Annotated in this window: 13 protein-coding genes; 3 read left to right on the top strand and 10 right to left on the bottom strand. The window is 69.5% G+C overall.

Annotation, left to right across the window (positions count from 1 at the left end):
- Positions 1–7 precede the first annotated feature (7 nt).
- The 4 genes from AB2L57_RS03530 to AB2L57_RS03515 all read right to left on the bottom strand — a co-directional run bounded on the left by AB2L57_RS03530 (position 8) and on the right by AB2L57_RS03515 (position 6,086).
- Entirely contained in the window at positions 8–1,099 is a 1,092-nt protein-coding gene (locus AB2L57_RS03530; RefSeq protein WP_409048671.1) for a TniB family NTP-binding protein, read from the bottom strand.
- Between the two features lie 5 nt (positions 1,100–1,104).
- On the bottom strand, positions 1,105–3,123 hold the full coding sequence (locus AB2L57_RS03525; protein WP_409048084.1) for a hypothetical protein: 2,019 nt from the start codon (positions 3,121–3,123) through the stop codon (positions 1,105–1,107).
- Positions 3,120–3,863 (bottom strand): TnsA-like heteromeric transposase endonuclease subunit, encoded by a 744-nt coding sequence (locus AB2L57_RS03520; protein ID WP_409048083.1) that lies wholly within the window; start codon positions 3,861–3,863, stop codon positions 3,120–3,122. Before AB2L57_RS03520 ends, AB2L57_RS03525 begins: the two co-directional genes overlap by 4 nt.
- Before the next feature lie 408 nt (positions 3,864–4,271).
- Positions 4,272–6,086 carry a DUF2207 domain-containing protein gene (locus AB2L57_RS03515; RefSeq protein WP_409048082.1) on the bottom strand — a complete coding sequence of 605 codons (1,815 nt, stop codon included), beginning with the start codon at positions 6,084–6,086 and terminating at the stop codon, positions 4,272–4,274.
- 66 nt (positions 6,087–6,152) lie between these two features.
- On the opposite strand from AB2L57_RS03515, the gene AB2L57_RS03510 reads away from it, so the two are divergent.
- Positions 6,153–6,587 (top strand): MarR family winged helix-turn-helix transcriptional regulator, encoded by a 435-nt coding sequence (locus tag AB2L57_RS03510; RefSeq protein WP_292812431.1) that lies wholly within the window; start codon positions 6,153–6,155, stop codon positions 6,585–6,587.
- Between the two features lie 193 nt (positions 6,588–6,780).
- Here AB2L57_RS03510 and AB2L57_RS03505 read toward each other — a convergent pair whose 3' ends face one another.
- Positions 6,781–7,278 (bottom strand): Hsp20/alpha crystallin family protein, encoded by a 498-nt coding sequence (locus tag AB2L57_RS03505; RefSeq protein WP_409048081.1) that lies wholly within the window; start codon positions 7,276–7,278, stop codon positions 6,781–6,783.
- Positions 7,279–7,404: 126 nt separating this feature from the next.
- On the opposite strand from AB2L57_RS03505, the gene AB2L57_RS03500 reads away from it, so the two are divergent.
- Positions 7,405–9,336 (top strand): alpha-amylase family protein, encoded by a 1,932-nt coding sequence (locus AB2L57_RS03500; protein WP_409048080.1) that lies wholly within the window; start codon positions 7,405–7,407, stop codon positions 9,334–9,336.
- A gap of 32 nt (positions 9,337–9,368) precedes the next feature.
- Here AB2L57_RS03500 and panB read toward each other — a convergent pair whose 3' ends face one another.
- The 5 genes from panB to coaBC all read right to left on the bottom strand — a co-directional run bounded on the left by panB (position 9,369) and on the right by coaBC (position 14,122).
- Positions 9,369–10,262 (bottom strand): 3-methyl-2-oxobutanoate hydroxymethyltransferase, encoded by an 894-nt coding sequence (gene panB / locus AB2L57_RS03495; RefSeq protein WP_409048079.1) that lies wholly within the window; start codon positions 10,260–10,262, stop codon positions 9,369–9,371.
- Complete coding sequence (panC, locus tag AB2L57_RS03490) at positions 10,259–11,113, bottom strand: pantoate--beta-alanine ligase (RefSeq protein ID WP_409048078.1); 855 nt, start codon at positions 11,111–11,113, stop codon at positions 10,259–10,261. The genes panB and panC overlap by 4 nt, the downstream gene beginning before the upstream one ends.
- Positions 11,114–11,118: 5 nt before the next feature.
- Positions 11,119–11,883, bottom strand: a complete 765-nt coding sequence (locus AB2L57_RS03485) for a DUF2520 domain-containing protein (RefSeq protein WP_409048077.1) — start codon at positions 11,881–11,883, stop codon at positions 11,119–11,121.
- A gap of 74 nt (positions 11,884–11,957) precedes the next feature.
- A complete protein-coding gene (coaA, locus tag AB2L57_RS03480) occupies positions 11,958–12,890 on the bottom strand; it encodes a type I pantothenate kinase (protein WP_409048076.1) in 933 nt (310 codons plus the stop codon).
- Positions 12,887–14,122, bottom strand: a complete 1,236-nt coding sequence (gene coaBC, locus AB2L57_RS03475; protein ID WP_409048075.1) for a bifunctional phosphopantothenoylcysteine decarboxylase/phosphopantothenate--cysteine ligase CoaBC — start codon at positions 14,120–14,122, stop codon at positions 12,887–12,889. The genes coaA and coaBC overlap by 4 nt, the downstream gene beginning before the upstream one ends.
- A 55-nt stretch (positions 14,123–14,177) precedes the next feature.
- Between coaBC and AB2L57_RS03470 the strand changes: the two genes are divergently transcribed.
- The gene (locus AB2L57_RS03470; protein ID WP_409048074.1) at positions 14,178–15,905 is read left to right on the top strand and encodes a DEAD/DEAH box helicase; all 1,728 of its coding nucleotides are present in this window, start codon (positions 14,178–14,180) and stop codon (positions 15,903–15,905) included.
- Positions 15,906–15,923: the final 18 nt, after the last annotated feature.

Below are 15,923 nucleotides of genomic sequence, written 5' to 3'. Positions count from 1 at the left end.
TTCCTCATCATTTCGCTCGCGCGGGGCGGCCTCGTTTGGGCCGTGGTGATGGCCGGTTCTCTTCTTCCTCGATCCAGCCTTCTGACTCACGGATTTTCGCCAGCGACGCGAGCACGTCGTCGAGGTCGAGGCGTTCAGTGTGCTGCTCGATGGCGCGGCGCGCGCCTCGGCGGACGGCTCGGGCGACGCGGCCGATGGAGCCGCGGGATAGGTCGCGGAGTTCCGCAGCGACGGTGAGGATCTCCGCGTCAGGTTGCGAGATCAAGCACAGTGAGTCTTCGAGGTCGACGAGGATGCGCCCCCACACCGCGGCGTCAGCGGTCTCGCCAGTCCCGTAGGTGTCGAACTTGACCAGCTCGAATCGGGCCATGATCTGTTCGCCGCGCGAGCCCCAGAACAGGCCGTTGCGGGCGACATCGACACCGGCGTAGACCATCGTGCCGGGACACCTCTCGGACAGTTCTTTGAGCGCGTCGGCGACTTGCTCGTTGCCGCGGTAGTGCAGGTCCAGCCGGTGGATGTCGTCGATGATCACGAGTTCGGTGCGGCATTCGCGCATCACATGGCTCACGCGGCTGAGGAGAACTTCGTAGTTCGCGTTGCGGGAGTACGGGATGGCGTAGAAGTCGGCGAGCTTGGTGATCATGGTCTTCGCCGTCGCGTGGGTCGGCACGGGCACGTATGCGACGGGGATCAAGTTGCGTTGCGAGGCCGTGGTGCGCTGGCGTCGGGCTCGCTCGAACGCCCTGCCGAACTCCTGGACCGCGGTGGTCTTCCCGAGACCTGGCCTGCCAGAGATGATCACGCCGGACTTGCTGGCGTCTGGGGAGCGGTTGTCGGTTATCGCGTGGCGGATGGCGACCGCGACCTGTCGGAGTGATGGGGTCGCCACCCGGGCGCCGAGGGTCATGTACCGTTCGCGGGCGATGTTGAACAGCGCTCGCTCCGAGGAGTCCATCGCGTCGTACTCGGCGAGCGTGAGCGGGAGCGGCCGTTGGGCGACGAACTCGACAAACTCGCGCCACCCTTCCTTTGTGGCGTAGTCGAAGTCGGTCGATGGGGCGTCGAAGTCGAAGTCCCCCAGCAGGTCATCGAACATCGCGCTCACGCCTCATCCGGCGACCGGGTCATCCCGAACGGTGCGGCGACCGGCCATGCTGGCTTCGCCGCGACAACATGGAGTTCTTTGTCGCCGACGTCACCAGTTGCCGAATGCTCGCCGCCCGGCGGTGCTGTGGGTGCGATGTGTGGGAGTTGGTTGGTGATCGCCAGCGGGTCCGTCCGTGCGCTTACAGCACGCTTCTTCTGACGCGCCGTCGGCAGCGCGTTGCCCTTGTACATGAACCGGCGCATCACCTCGTTGAGGTCGTCGGTACTCGGCTCGTTCTCGCCGCGGGCAGCGGCCTGAGCGCGCGCGACCCGCCACACCTCGTCAGCCATTGGAGCGCCGCTGTACGGGGACCGCCAGTCCAGCGGGAGGAACTGGTCGCCGAGTTCCAGCCACACCGTCATCGGGTTGTAGGGGTCGACGTGGAACGGCCACTTGCCTTGCCGCCGGTGGTGCGGGGACCGCTTCTTGCGCAGCGGGCCGAGTTCCGCGGAGTCGTATACACGCAGGTCGATGTCGACGCCGTAGTGGTTGATCACACGCCACTCGGTCGGGAGAAGCGCGATGTACTTCTCGGCCGTCAGCGGCACCTGCAGTTCCGGTGCGACTTCCCGGTACGCGGCGACCATCTGGTTCGGGGTCAGCATCAGCCGAGGGTTGCGGGGGTCGCGCAGCGACTTGTGGGGCCGGTTCTGCCAGGTCACCGCGACCCAGTCCTCGAAGAGCTCCTGCAGCTGCTCGAGGGTGAGCAGCTGGCTCGTCGCGATTACCTCGTCACCTCGCATATCGGGGCTCTGCCCGAGGAAGGCGATCGCGTACTGGGTGAACTGGTCTTTGACGGTGCGGAACATCCGCTCGATCTTCGCCTTCTGCGTCGGCGAGTACTCCGCGTTGACCGTCAACGAGATCCCCAACGTCCGGCACGCATCCGAGAAGTGCCGAGACACGTAGGACGCACCACGGTCGGTCGTGATCGACTCCGGGAAGACGTACGGCTGCGCGTCACGCATCGCCTCGAACCTCTCAACCATGAGCCCGTCCGCGCCGGTCCACGCTTCCGACACCTGACGCCGGTTCGCACGCACACCATCCGGGCGGGACGCGTACGGCACGAGAGCGCGGGCAAGGACCACCACCAGGTCGATGCTGCGAGAGCCGACGGTGACAATCCCGGAGAGCACCGACCTCGACGCCTCACACAGCAACAGGGTGAGGTCGGGGCGGACAGGTTCACCGTCGCACTCGACGAGGATCTCCATCGGCGTCGTGTCGATCAGCACCTGCTCACCTGGTCGAACCCCCGACCGCACCCCGTGCATGTGATCAGGCTGATTCGCCGTGGTGCGCCGGGTACGGGCCGTCCCGAGCGTGTGCTTGCCGGCGTCGAGCTCGCTCAGGAGCCGGTACATCGTCGCGCGGCTCGGCATCGGCACCACGCCCTCACCGAAGCGGTCGTCCAGCTCTCTGCGGACGAGCCAGATCAGTCGCGTTCCGGTGCCCGTGGATTTCCGTTCCTGGCCGGCCTGGACAGTCAGGATCGCGTCGATGAGGCGCTCGTCGTAGGAGCGACCGGGCATGTCAGCCAGGCCGTGGCGACGTCGATCGAGAAGACCGCTCACCCCGAACTCCTCGAGAGCGCGTTGCTGGCGCGAGACCTTGACGGAGCTGTAGTCGGTTCCGAGACGACGGTTGACGTTGTCGATGACTTGCTGCCGCACCTCGGGCTTCGTCCCGCCTGCCACCACGAGATCGTCGAACCGCGAGAGCTCCTCCAGCCACACGTCGACGATCCTGCGGTCACGCGCGTCGAGGTCCTGCAGGCTGCGCAGGTCCAGCAGTGAGCGGAGCGATGCGGGAGCGGCAGGTTCCGCTTGGTGCCGCAGGTCCGCGGCGAGCACCTCCACGTCGCCTCCATCCCCGTCGACGGCACGCAGGGTTATGTAGGTGGGCCGGATCGCAACGACCTGGTGACTTCCGCCCTGCCACCGGATGATGTCGCCAGGATGAACGCTCATGACCCGCCCTCCAGATCGACAACGGTCGCCATCGACAAGGGACGGTGTAGATCCGCCTGCGCCACCCCGCTCCACACGAGTGCGTACGCGGCGCCGACACCTGAGCGAGCGGAACCACCGAGGACCGCAGCGAGCGAGCCCAGAGTCATCCGGCCGGTCAGCCCGAGCGCGGCGATATCGACGCCGTCCAGCCACGCCGGGTCGCGGTACCGGAGCAGGAAGCGCAGGTTCGCCTGGGTGGCGCCGGGAAGCTGATCGAAGACGAGATAAGACCATCCCAGTGCGGCAGCAAGGCGACGAGTGAGTTCGAACTTCATGCTGTCCTCTGGCTTGATCAGCTCGACCGGCCTCACGTCGACAAGCAGCGCACTCCCATCGGAGCGGCGCGCGAAGTAGTCGGGCGCGTGTGAGCGCTTCGGTGACCGCCAGCGGATCCACATCGGCTGGCTCGCCACCCCGACGACATCCCCCGTCCGGTCCAGCGAGGTTAGGAACGAGCGCTCCCAGAACGACTCGAACGGAACGTGCCGGCCCGTCGAGGCCATCCACAGCTTGCCCTCGAAGTTGCGCTTGCCCGGCCACGACGGGAACTCGCGAACCGGATCCGCATCCTCGAACATCACGCGCGCCGCGTCGACGGGGTCTGCGTGCTGGAGGAGGCCGTGTCTGGAAAACTCGATCGTGGCCGCGAGTGCGTTCGTCCCGTCGATCGCGGCGAGCCAGTCTTGGGTCAAGGTCACGGAGAACTCTCCCTTCCGGAGAATCCCGCACCCGATCAGAGCGCTCCTGTGGAACCTCCCGGCTTGAACCGCAAGCTACTCCCGCCTCGGAGCAGCGCTACGCGGCGCGCCGCTCTCCCGACAACTGGAGTGAGAATCCGACAACTGGAGTGAGACGACTCGACAGGTCCGTGAGAATCGGACAACTGGAGTGAGACACGACAACGCCGGGCGAAATCACAAAAAGGTAACGGAGATCCTTGCTCACCGTTACCTCGTCGTTATAGAGTGCTCGCACGGTAGTTGTTTTGCTGTGGCAGCTACCGACATGTGATTGCAGGACACTCTTGGTGCAGGGACAAGGGCCGGTCGGAAGCCTCTCCGACCGGCCCTTTCTGTGCGCCCGCACGCCGTGATCGCGGCGTCGCGTCACACACCGCCACCCCCGCCGCCGCCACCCCCACCACCGGCAGAACCGCCCCCACTCGACCCGCCCGACGACGAGGCGGTCGCCGTCGACGCACTGGAGGTCAGCGACGACACGCTCGCCGAGAACGCCGCGGCGTGGAACGGCGCGTTGCCGTAGTACCAGCCCGGCGCACTGTCCCCGTAGCGCACCGCCAGCTCCGACGCCCACTTCTTCTCCTGCCCGAACACCACCGCGTACGGCAGCAGCCGCTCGTAGAGCTCCAGCATCCGCCGCGAATCATCGGCCGAGACAGACTGCCGCTCGGCACCCTGCGGCGACTGCAGCATGCGGATGCGATCCGCCTCCGCCCAGTCGATGAAGAGCTCGAGCCCCTTCAGATGATCACGCACCTCGGCGCCGTGCGCCGTCAGCGGCCTGCGCGAGAGCAGCCCCGCGACGACGAACACCAGCAGCGCCCCCACGATCAGCAGAACGATCGGAACCGCCGCGAACACCCCGGCCCCGAGCGCCGCGATTCCGAAGACTGTGGCACCCACGGCCGCGAGCACCGCCGTAAGGATCGGCCACACGCGCACGCGCGCGGGCACGACGCGACGCATCCCCTTCCGCTTCAGCGCCTTGTCGGCGTCCGCGAGGATCCTCTGCGCCGTGCGCGAGAGCCTGCTGTCGCTCTTGCCGAGGGTGTAGGTCGTCGCGCCGCCGTGGAACATGCCATCCAGCAGCTCCCGCCCGTTCTCATCGCCGCGCGAGCGGTCGACGAGGTGCAGCTCATAGGTCGTACTGCCCCACTTCCGCGGCCCCTCGACCACGCGCAGCGAGCCCGCGATCGCCTGCTCGAGCACTTCGGCCGGAATCCCCTTGGCCGTCTTGCCCAGAAGCACCGCCGACTCCAGCGCGTCCAGCTCGCGGGGCGGGGTGTACTCGGCGATGATCGTCGGCCGGCCGGGGTCATCGCGCAGTCGTCGCGCGCGCACGACGATGGCCGCGACCAGCGCCGCGATGCCGCCCAGCAGTGAGATTCCCTGCAGCCAGCCGAACGGCGACGCGAGCGGCGACGAATCGAAGGGCATGAACGTTCCCGGCGCGAACCCGACCGCGATCGTCATCGTCTCGTACGGCGCGAGGTCCCCCGTCGACGCCTCGATCCGCGCGCCGGCTCGCTCGTCGGTATCCGCTGCAGCGGAGATCTCGCAGCGATCGGTCGCGCCCGCCGCGCCGACGTAGCAGGCCTGGGCTCCGGTGAGCGCGTCACCGAGCTCGGCATCCATCGTGAGCGTCACGCTCACCGAACCGAAGCGCTGCGCCCATTCCAGGCCGTTGACGTTCCAGTACAGCTCGTCCGAATCGGTGTCGGCGAACGCCCGCGTCACGTTCTCCAGGTCGTAGGTGAACACGTAGGTCTGCGCGCCGTGCACGAAGTCGTCGGCGCGCGACGTGATCACCAACCGCCCGTCTTCGCTGTCCGTCTCGGCCGCCCGCGGCGCTCCCGTCTCATCCGTCACCGACACGAGCGCCGGAAAGAGCGGGCTGCCGAGGTACGAATCCGGGATGCTGCGCCTCATCCCCCGGTTCTGGTCGGTCTCGGGAAACACGGCCACGAACGTCTCGACCACCCGCATGCGCGAGGTGCCGTCATCCGCTCGGGTGAGCGTGTAGTCGACGTCGAGGCTGTCGAACACGAAGTCGTCGACATCGCCGACCGCGGCGAGGGCTGTCGCCGCGTGAACGGGTTGCGGGGGTGCGAGCGCACCGACCCCCACCCCACCGAACGCGAGGGCGATCGTTACCGCCAGCATCCTGATCATCGTGCGCATGACGCCAGCCTACGGACGCCGCGAACCGACCCGCCGGGGAACCGGCGAGGGCGTATTCTCTTGCCCATGGCCAACCGTCACCTCGCCGTCGACGCGTGGGAGAGTCTCTTCCGCGCGCAGCACGAGGTGTTCTCCGAGATCAGCACCGACTTCCGCGGCACGGGACTCGAGCAGGCCGAATACGACGTGCTTCTCACCGTCACCCGGGCACCCGAGATGACCGCCCGGCTGCGCGATGTCACGTCGCTGATGCTGGTCAGCCAGCCCTCGGTCTCGCGCCTCGTCGATCGCATGGTCACCCGTGGCCTCGTCACGAAGTGCCCCGACCCCGACGACGGGCGCGGCGCCCTCGTGCGCGCGACCGAAGAGGGCGCGGCGGCGTTTCGCCGGATCGCGACGCAGCACGCGCGCACGATCAGCGAGCGGATGTCGCGACTCGACGACGACGAGCTGCGCACCCTGCGCGACCTGACGGCCAAGCTGCGCGGCCCGCGCGACTGACCCGCGGGCCACTGACCCGCCCGGGCCGGGTCTCCGCTGCGTCCTGGCCCCCGCATCGCCGAACCCACACATTTGCAGCGAGCCACCACTCGTCGCGTGGTGGCTCGCTGCAAATATGTGGGTTCGGTCGTGGGCGCGGCCCGCGGGGCGCCCACGACCGGGTGCGGGCCCGCGGGGCGCGCCCACGACCGGATTACTGCTCGACGGGGCGCGGAGCGTCGGCCGCACCGGCACCGGCTCCGGCTCCGGCTCCGGCTCCGGCGTGACTCTCGTGCGCCGTCAGCACCGGGGTCTCGGCGTCGGTCTTGACCTCGACCTTGCGCGGCTTGGCCTTTTCGCTGACGGGGATCGTCACGCTGAGCACGCCGTTGCTGTAGGTCGCCGAGATGTTCTCGGTGTCGATGCCCTGACCGAGGTTGAGCTGACGCAGGAAGCTCGCAGCCTCGCGCTCGCGCGTGATCCACTTGACACCCTCGCCCGCGGCGAGCGTGCGCTCGGCACGGATCGTGAGCAGCTGACCGTCGACGTCGATGTCGACCGAACCCGGGTCGATGCCCGGCAGGTCGGCCGTCAGCACGTAGTGGTCGCCGTCACGGTAGAGGTCCATCGGCATGCGCCGCGGACCGCGGCGGGTGTCGAACAGGCTCGTCGCGAGGCGGTCGAGGTCACGGAACGGGTCATAGGTGGCCATGATTCTCTCCTTCTGTTCTGAATGTCTAGAGTTGAGTCCACTCGACTCAACTGCGATCAGATTAGCACTCTCGACCCGAGAGTGCCAGCTGTTTCGTTCGCCGCTCGCGAACCCTAGAGTGGGGCGATGACACGGCTCGACGACGAGTTCGACATCCAGCGCGGCCCGATCCTCTCGCTCGCCGAATCCCATGCCGGACGGCTCGACGACGCCTTCCTCTCCCGCTTCGGCGCGCACGCGCCGCGCCTGCACGCACTCTTCCGTCGGCTGTACGGCGAACGCCCCGACGGACTCGAGCAGCTGGCGGCCGTGATCGGAGAGGCCGCGGCATCCTGGAACGCCCGCCCTCTCGAACTCAGAGCCCGCGACGCACAGCGCGAGCAAGAGCCCACCTGGTTCGAGAGCGAACGGATGCTGGGGGCCGTCGCCTACGTCGACCGCTATGGCGGCGACTTCGAGGGCATTCGCGCGCAGATCCCCTACTTCGAGGAACTCGGGCTGACCTATCTGCACCTCATGCCCCTGTTCGAGAGCCCCGAGGGCAACAGCGACGGCGGATACGCGGTCTCGAGCTACCGGAAGGTGAATCCCGCCCTGGGCACCATGGAACAGCTCGCGAGCCTCGCCGCCGATCTGCGGCTGGCGGGCATCTCGCTCGTCGTCGACTTCATCTTCAACCACACGAGCAACGAGCACGAGTGGGCGCAGAGAGCCATCGCGCGCGAACCGGACTTCGAGGACTTCTACCTGATCTACCCCGACCGCGAGATGCCCGACGCCTACGAGCGCACCGTGCGCGAGATCTTCCCCGACGACCACCCGGGCGCCTTCGTGCCGATGCCCGGCGCCGGCAACGAGGGGCGGTGGATCTGGGCGACGTTCTACCACTTCCAGTGGGACCTCAACTACGCCAATCCGGCGGTGTTCCGGGCGATGGCGGGCGAGATGCTCTTCCTCGCCAACCGGGGCGTCGAGGTCCTGCGCATGGATGCCGTCGCCTTCATCTGGAAGCGCCTGGGCACCCCGTGCGAGTCGCTGCCCGAGGCGCACCTGCTGCTGCAGGCCTTCAACGCGGTGCTCGCGATGGCCGCGCCGAGCCTGCTGTTCAAGTCCGAGGCGATCGTGCACCCCGACGAGGTCATCGAATACATCTCGCCGGACGAATGCCGGCTCTCGTACAACCCGCTGCAGATGGCACTGACGTGGGAGGCGCTCGCGACACGCGACCCGCGGATGCTGCGCCAAGCCCTCGAGCGCCGGCACGACCTGCCGCCCGGCACGGCGTGGGTCAACTACGTGCGCAGTCACGACGACATCGGCTGGACCTTCGCGGACGAGGACGCCGCCGAGTTCGGCATCCACGGCTACCCGCACCGGCGCTTCCTCAACGACTTCTACGTCGGCCGTTTCCCCGCCACCTTCGCGCGCGGCGTGCCGTTCCAGGAGAACCCGAAGACCGGAGATGCGCGCGTGACCGGCACGACGGCATCCCTCGCCGGAATCGAGGCCGGCGACCCCGGCGGCGAGGACCGCGTCGTGCTCGCGCACGCCATCGCGCTATCGACGGGCGGCATCCCGCTGCTGTATCTCGGCGACGAGGTCGCGCAACTCAACGACCACAGCTACGCCGACGACCCCGACCGGGCCGGCGACAGCCGCTGGGTGCACCGGCCGCACCGGCCCGCCGAGCGCTACGCGCAGCGCATGGATGCCGCCACGCCGGCCGGCCGCGTCTTCGCACGCATGATGCGGCTTCTCGAGGTGCGCCGCGCGACCCCCGAGTTCGCGGGCAACAGACTGATCGGGTTCGATGCCGGGCATCCGAAGGTGCTGGGCTACCAGCGGACGGTGGACGAGGTCGCGACCCGCGTGCTCGCGCTCGTCAATGTCGGCGACGACGCCGCACACGTGTCCGCAGAGACCCTGTCGGGGTTTCGCGCGGGCGCCGAGGATCTCATCGAGGGCGGTGCGGTGGATCTCGCCGGCGGATGGATGCTGCCCGCCCACGGCATCGCGTGGCTGCGCGTGACGCCGCGCCCTGAGCCTGTCGCACCCTGAGCCTGTCGCGCCCTGAGCCTGTCGAGGGGCCCTCAGCGACCGGAGTCCGCCAGCAGCACGCGCAGCCGCTCGGCCTCGGCGTCGGGCATGCCGTAGCCGTGCTCGGGGCCGGGGTACTGCCGCGCCCGCACTTCGCCGGCGTACGCCGCGACGGCATCGATCATCTCGCCGCGCAGGTGCGCGTACCGCTTGACGAAGCGGGCGGTCGGCCCGCCGTAGATGCCGAGCAGGTCGTGGAACACGAGCACCTGACCGTCGACGTCGGGGCCCGCGCCGATGCCGATCACCGGCACGCGCAGGTAGGGGCGCATGGCCGTGGTCGCGGCGCTCGGGATGGCTTCGAAGACCAGGGCGAAGCATCCCGCGTCCTGCAGCTCGATCGCCTCGTGGCACACCCGCGCGGCGTCGTCGGCCGTGCGGCCCTGCGAGCGGTACCCGCCGAGGGTCGCGGCGGTCTGGGGCGTCAGCCCGACGTGTCCCATCACGGGGATGCCCGCCGCCACGAGCGCCCGCGCCCGGTCCACCGACGTGCCGCCGCGCTCGATCTTGACCGCATCGGCGCCCGCCTCCTTGACGAAGCGCAGCGCCGTACGGATCGCCTGCTCGTCCGAGACCTCGTACGAGCCGAAGGGCAGGTCGGCTACGAGGAGGGGCACGGTCATTCCCCGCCGCACGGCCTTGGTCAGCATCAGCATCTCGTCCACCGTCACGGGCACGGTGCTGTCGTAGCCGAGCACCGTCATGGCGCCCGAATCTCCGACCAGCACGATATCGACCCCGGCGGCCTCCGCGACCTGAGCGCCCGGGTAGTCGTAGGCGGTCACCATGACGATCGGCTCGCCCGCCGCCCTGCGCCGGGCGATCTCGGCGAAGGTCACGGGCACCGGCGCGGCACCGTCTTCGGCGGGGGTGGGACGGGCGCTCATGCGTGCTCCTTCGCCGGATGCGACAGCATCCTGTTGTCGATCAGACGGGCGCGGCCGACGTGGGCGGCGACGGCGAGCAGCGCGTCGCCTTCGACCGCCTCCAGCGGGCGAAGGTCTTCGGGATGCCGCAACTCGAGGTATTCGGGTTCGATACGCGCGCCGGCGAGCACCTCCCGCGCGATCGCGAGCAGGGCCGCCGCATCGGTCTCACCGCCCGCGAGGGCGCGATCCGCGGCTTCGAGGGCACGGTTGATGGCGCCGGCCTGCTGCCGGGCGTCAGCGTCGAGATACGCGTTCCGAGAGCTCATGGCCAGGCCGTCGGGTTCGCGCACGGTGGGGCACGCCTCGATGCGCACGGTGATGTCGAGGTCGCGCACGAGCCGGCGCACCACGAGCACCTGCTGCGCGTCCTTCTGGCCGAAGAAGGCGACATCGGGTGTCGTCATCTGGAACAGCTTCGTCACGACCGTCGTGACACCGTCGAAGTGCGCGGGGCCGCGGTAGGCGCCGCAGAGCACCTCGGTGAGGCCCGCGATGTGGATCGTCGTGGCGAAACCGTCGGGATAGACCTCGTCGACGGGCGGGGCGAAGAGGATGTCGGCGCCCTCCCCCTCCGCGAGCGCGGCATCGCGCGCCTCGTCGCGAGGGTAGGCCGCGAGGTCGTCCTGCGCGTTGAACTGCGTGGGGTTGACGAACAGCGAGACGATGACGAGATCGGTGTCGGCACGCGCGCGCCGGATCAGCGAGAGGTGCCCCTCGTGCAGCGCCCCCATCGTGGGCACGAGACCCACTCGCCGCCCCGCCGCCCGAGCGTCGCGCACCGCGCCCCGCACCTCGGCCACACTGCGCATGATCCTCATCGGGCGTCCTGTCCTCTCGTGGCGAGCGCACGGGTCGCGGTGCGCAGCACATCGAACACGGGCAGCAGATCGGGGGCGCCGGAGGCGACCGCAGCGCGCTGACGGCCGACCGTCACCTCGTCGCCGCGCGCGACCGGGCCCGTGAGCGCGATCTCAGGCCCCTGCCGCTGCCAATTCTCGATCGTGGAGCGCACGAGCGGCGCAAGCCGTGCGCGGGCATCCTGCGCGCTCAGTCCCGCGGCGGCCCCGAGCTGCTCGGCCGCATCGAGCAGCGTGACGACGTAGTTCGATGCGATCGAGGCGGCGGCGTGATAGGCCGCGCGCTGCTCGTCGGCGATGTCGAAGGGGTGCGCGCCGAGACTCGTGGCCAGCGCGAGCGCCGCCTCGCGGGCATCGGCAGTGCGCCCCGCGATCGCACAGCCGATGCCTGCGAAAGCTTCGGACCCCTCGTCCCCCGTGAAGCTCTGCAGGGGATGCAGACCGAAGTCGACGTCGAGTCCCTCGAGGGGGGTCGCTCCCGAGGTGTGCCCGATGAGGACGCGGGAGCCCCCTCGGGCACGGGCCGCCGCGGCGGCGGGTGCGATCTCGGCGTCGGGCACGCACAGCAGCACGATGTCGGCGATGGCGATCTCGCCGCGTCCCAGCGGACCGGTGACATCGATGCCGGCGGTCGCAAAGGCTCGGGCGATCGCCCGGCCGAGGCGTCCGGCGCCGACCACCACGACGGTGCGTGCAAAGTAGTGCTGCGGGTTGGAGTTCATGTTTTCTCGCCCGGGGGACGACGTGCATCTGCGCATCCGACGTCGTTCTGGACCGCGTCCAGAATATCCACACCTCAGAGCTTGCGGAGCAGCACGCCCTCCACGGTGTGATTGGCCGCCTTCTGCAGCACAAGATCGGCGCGGTGCCGTGTGGGCAGCACGTTCTCGAGCAGGTTCGGCAGGTTGACGCCGTTCCAGAACCCGGCTGCCGTCTCGGAGGCCTCGGCATCCGTCAGATCGGCGTATGTGTTGAAGTACGACGCGGGGTCCCGGAAGGCGGCATCGCGAAGCGCCAGGAACCGCTCGGTGTACCACCGGGAGATGTCGTCGGAGTCGGCGTCGACATAGATCGAGAAGTCGAAGAACTCCGACACCGAGACGTCGTTGGGGCGCGGCGGCGGTTGCAGCACGTTCAGTCCCTCGACGATCAGCACGTCCGGTCGGCGCACGATGACCTGCTCCCCCGGCACGATGTCGTAGCTGCGGTGCGAGTACACGGGCGCGCGCACCTCGTCGGCGCCGCTCTTGACCGCCCGCACGAACTCGACCAGGGCGCGCCGGTCGTAGGACTCGGGAAAGCCCTTGCGCCGCATCAGGCCGCGCCGCAGCAGCTCGGCGTTGGGCAGCAGAAATCCGTCGGTGGTCACCAGCTGCACGCGAGGCGTGTCGGGCCAGCGTCCCACGAGCTCGCGCAGCAGACGCGCGATCGTGGATTTGCCCACCGCGACCGAGCCCGCGATGCCGATCACGAAGGGCGTCGTGGTGTCGGCCTCGTGCAGGAAGCGACTGGTCGCGGCGCCCAGCGACTTCGCCGATGCGGCGTAGTGGCTGAGCAGCCGGCTCAGTGGGAGGTACACCTCGCGCACCTCGCGCAGATCGAGCCGATCCGCGAGGCCACGGATGTGTGAAACCTCCTCGGCGGTGAGCGGCTGCTCCATGTCGGCGGCGAGTCGCGCCCATTCGGCGCGGGTGATCTCTCGAGAGGTCGAGGGGGCGGGCCGGCTCACGCGGGTCGCCGCAGGACCAGATCGAGCACCGCGTCGGCGACGGCGCGCTTGCTGCCCGAGACCTCGGCCACGACCGCGCCCGCAGAATCCAGCACCACCGCGGAGTTGTCTTCGGTGCCGAAGCCGCGCCCGCCACCGACGGCGTTGGCGACCAGCAGGTCGGCGGGCTTGCGCGCGATTTTCTCCCGCGCGAGCGCCAGCAGCTCCTCGCGGTCGGCCGCGGTCTCGGCCGCGAAGCCGACGACCGTGCGTCCCGGCACGGGGTGCGCGAGAAGATCGCCCAGGATGTCGGGGGTGCGCGTGAGCACCAGCTCGGTGCGCTCGCCGAGGGCGAGCTTCTTGAGCTTGCGCGTCGCCGGCTCGGCCGGCGCGAAGTCGGCGACGGCGGCGGTCATCACGACCACGGAGGCGGCGGGCGCGAGCCGGGCGACCTCGGCGGCGAGTTCAGCCGCCGTCTCGATGTCGATCCGCGCGATGCCGGCGGCGTCCAAGGCCGCGGCGGGCGCGGCATCCATGTTGGCCGCGAGCACCGTCACGTCGGCGCCGCGGGCGCGAGCGGCCAGCGCGAACGCCGCACCCTGCTTGCCGCTCGAGCGGTTGCCGAGAAAGCGGACGGGATCGATCGGCTCGCGAGTGCCGCCCGCCGTCACCACGATGCGGCGCCCATCGAGATCGAGCACGGGTGCGGGCTCGCGGGCCGAGGCGGCGGCGAGAGCTGCGGCGGCGATCTCTTCCGGTTCGCTCATGCGCCCCGGCCCCACGTCGGCGCCGGTGAGGCGACCGGAGCCGGGACCGACGATCGTGACTCCCCGCCCGGCGAGGGTGCGGATGTTGGCGACGGTGGCGGGATGCTGCCACATCTCGGTGTGCATCGCCGGGGCGATGACGAGCGGCGCGCGGCTGGCGAGCACCGTCGTACCGAGCAGATCGTCGGCGAGGCCCGTCGCGAGCTTCGCGATGGTGTTCGCCGTCGCGGGGGCGATGACGACGACATCCGCCTGCTGTCCGAGCGCGACATGGCGGACGGCGGCGACGTCGTCGAAGATCGAGGTGTTCACGGGGTGTCGGCTGATCGCCTCCCACGTGGGAGCGCCGACGAACCGGAGCGCGGACTCGGTCGCGATCACGCGCACGTCGTGACCGGCGAGAACGAGCTCGCGGACGAGGAGCACCGCCTTGTACGCGGCGATGCCGCCCGCGACACCCACGACGATGTTGAACGGCCGATCCATGATGTGCCCACTGTACAAGTCGCGGCGGCACCGTCCGGGGGACTACCGTCGCAGGATGGGCCCCTCCACCGAGAACGTTCCCGTCGAGGCAGAGCCTGCCCGCGTCGAACCCACCTTCACCGAGCTCGGACTCGACGACGCCGTGCTCCGCGCGCTGAAGGATGTGGGCTACGAGACCCCGTCCGCCATCCAGGCCGCCACGATCCCGCCGCTGCTGTCGGGTCGCGACGTCGTGGGGCTCGCGCAGACCGGCACGGGCAAGACCGCCGCCTTCGCGCTGCCGATCCTCTCCCAGCTCGATCTTGCGCAGAAGACGCCTCAGGCCCTGGTGCTCGCCCCGACCCGCGAGCTCGCGCTCCAGGTCTGCGAGGCGTTCGAGAAGTACGCGGCGCACCTGCGCGGAGTGCACGTGCTGCCGGTCTACGGCGGGCAGGGCTACGGTCAGCAGCTCTCGGCGCTGCGGCGCGGGGTGCACATCGTGGTGGGCACGCCGGGCCGCATCATGGACCACCTCGACAAGGGCACCCTCGACCTGTCGGAGCTGCGCTTCCTCGTGCTCGACGAGGCCGACGAGATGCTCAAGATGGGATTCGCCGAGGATGTCGAGACGATCCTCGCCGACACACCCGCCGACAAGCAGGTCGCGCTCTTCTCCGCGACGATGCCGGCGCAGATCCGGCGCATCTCGGCGCAGTACCTCAACGACCCCGAAGAGATCACCGTCAAGACGAAGACGACGACCTCGGCCAACATCACCCAGCGCTATCTCGTGGTCTCGTACCCGCAGAAGGTCGACGCGCTCACCCGCATCCTCGAAGTCGAGAACTTCGAGGGGATGATCGTGTTCACGCGCACGAAGAACGAGACCGAGACGCTCGCCGAGAAGCTGCGGGCCCGCGGCTACACGGCCGCGGCGATCAGCGGCGATGTCGCGCAGGCCCAGCGCGAGCGCACCGTGAATCAGCTCAAGAGCGGCAAGCTCGACATCCTGGTCGCCACCGACGTCGCCGCCCGCGGACTCGACGTCGACCGCATCAGCCACGTCGTCAACTACGACCTGCCGATCGACACCGAGTCGTACGTGCACAGGGTGGGCCGCACCGGGCGCGCCGGACGCACGGGCGCGGCGATCAGTTTCGTGACCCCGCGTGAGCGTCGCATGCTGACCGCGATCGAGAAGGCCACCCGCCAGCCGCTGACCGAGATGAAGCTTCCGAGCGTCGACGACGTCAACGCCACACGTCTCACGCGTTTCGACGATGCGATCACTGCGGCGCTCGCCGACCCCGCCCAGATCGGCGTCTTCCGCGACATCGTCGCGCACTACGTCGAGCACCACGACGTTCCCGAGGCCGATGTCGCGGCCGCCCTCGCTGTGGTCGCGCAGGGAGACACCCCCCTGCTGCTCGAACCCGACGCGGCACCCGAGCCCCGCTACGAACGCGATCGGCCCGAACGCGGCGAGCGCCCCGAGCGCGGCGAGCGACGTGCGCGGGGAGGCGGCGGCTCCCTGACCACCTACCGCATCGCCGTCGGGCGCCGGCACAAGGTCGAGCCCCGGCAGATCGTCGGCGCGCTGGCCAACGAGGGCGGGCTGCGGCGGGAGGACTTCGGCGCCATCCAGATCCGCCCCGAGTTCTCGCTCGTCGAGCTGCCCGCCGACCTCTCCCGAGAGACGCTTCAGCGCCTCGAAGGCACCCGCATCAGCGGCAAGCTCATCGAGTTGCGGCCCGACCGCTTCGGCGGCTCGGCCAAACGCGAGGACCGCCCGCGGCGGCGATGACCGGAACCGCGACCGCGC

The organism is Microbacterium sp. HA-8 (genome assembly GCF_046111165.1).
Lineage (GTDB): Bacteria > Actinomycetota > Actinomycetes > Actinomycetales > Microbacteriaceae > Microbacterium.
The sequence above is the reverse complement of the archived record's forward strand: the minus strand, read 5'-3'. Positions and strand labels throughout refer to the sequence as shown.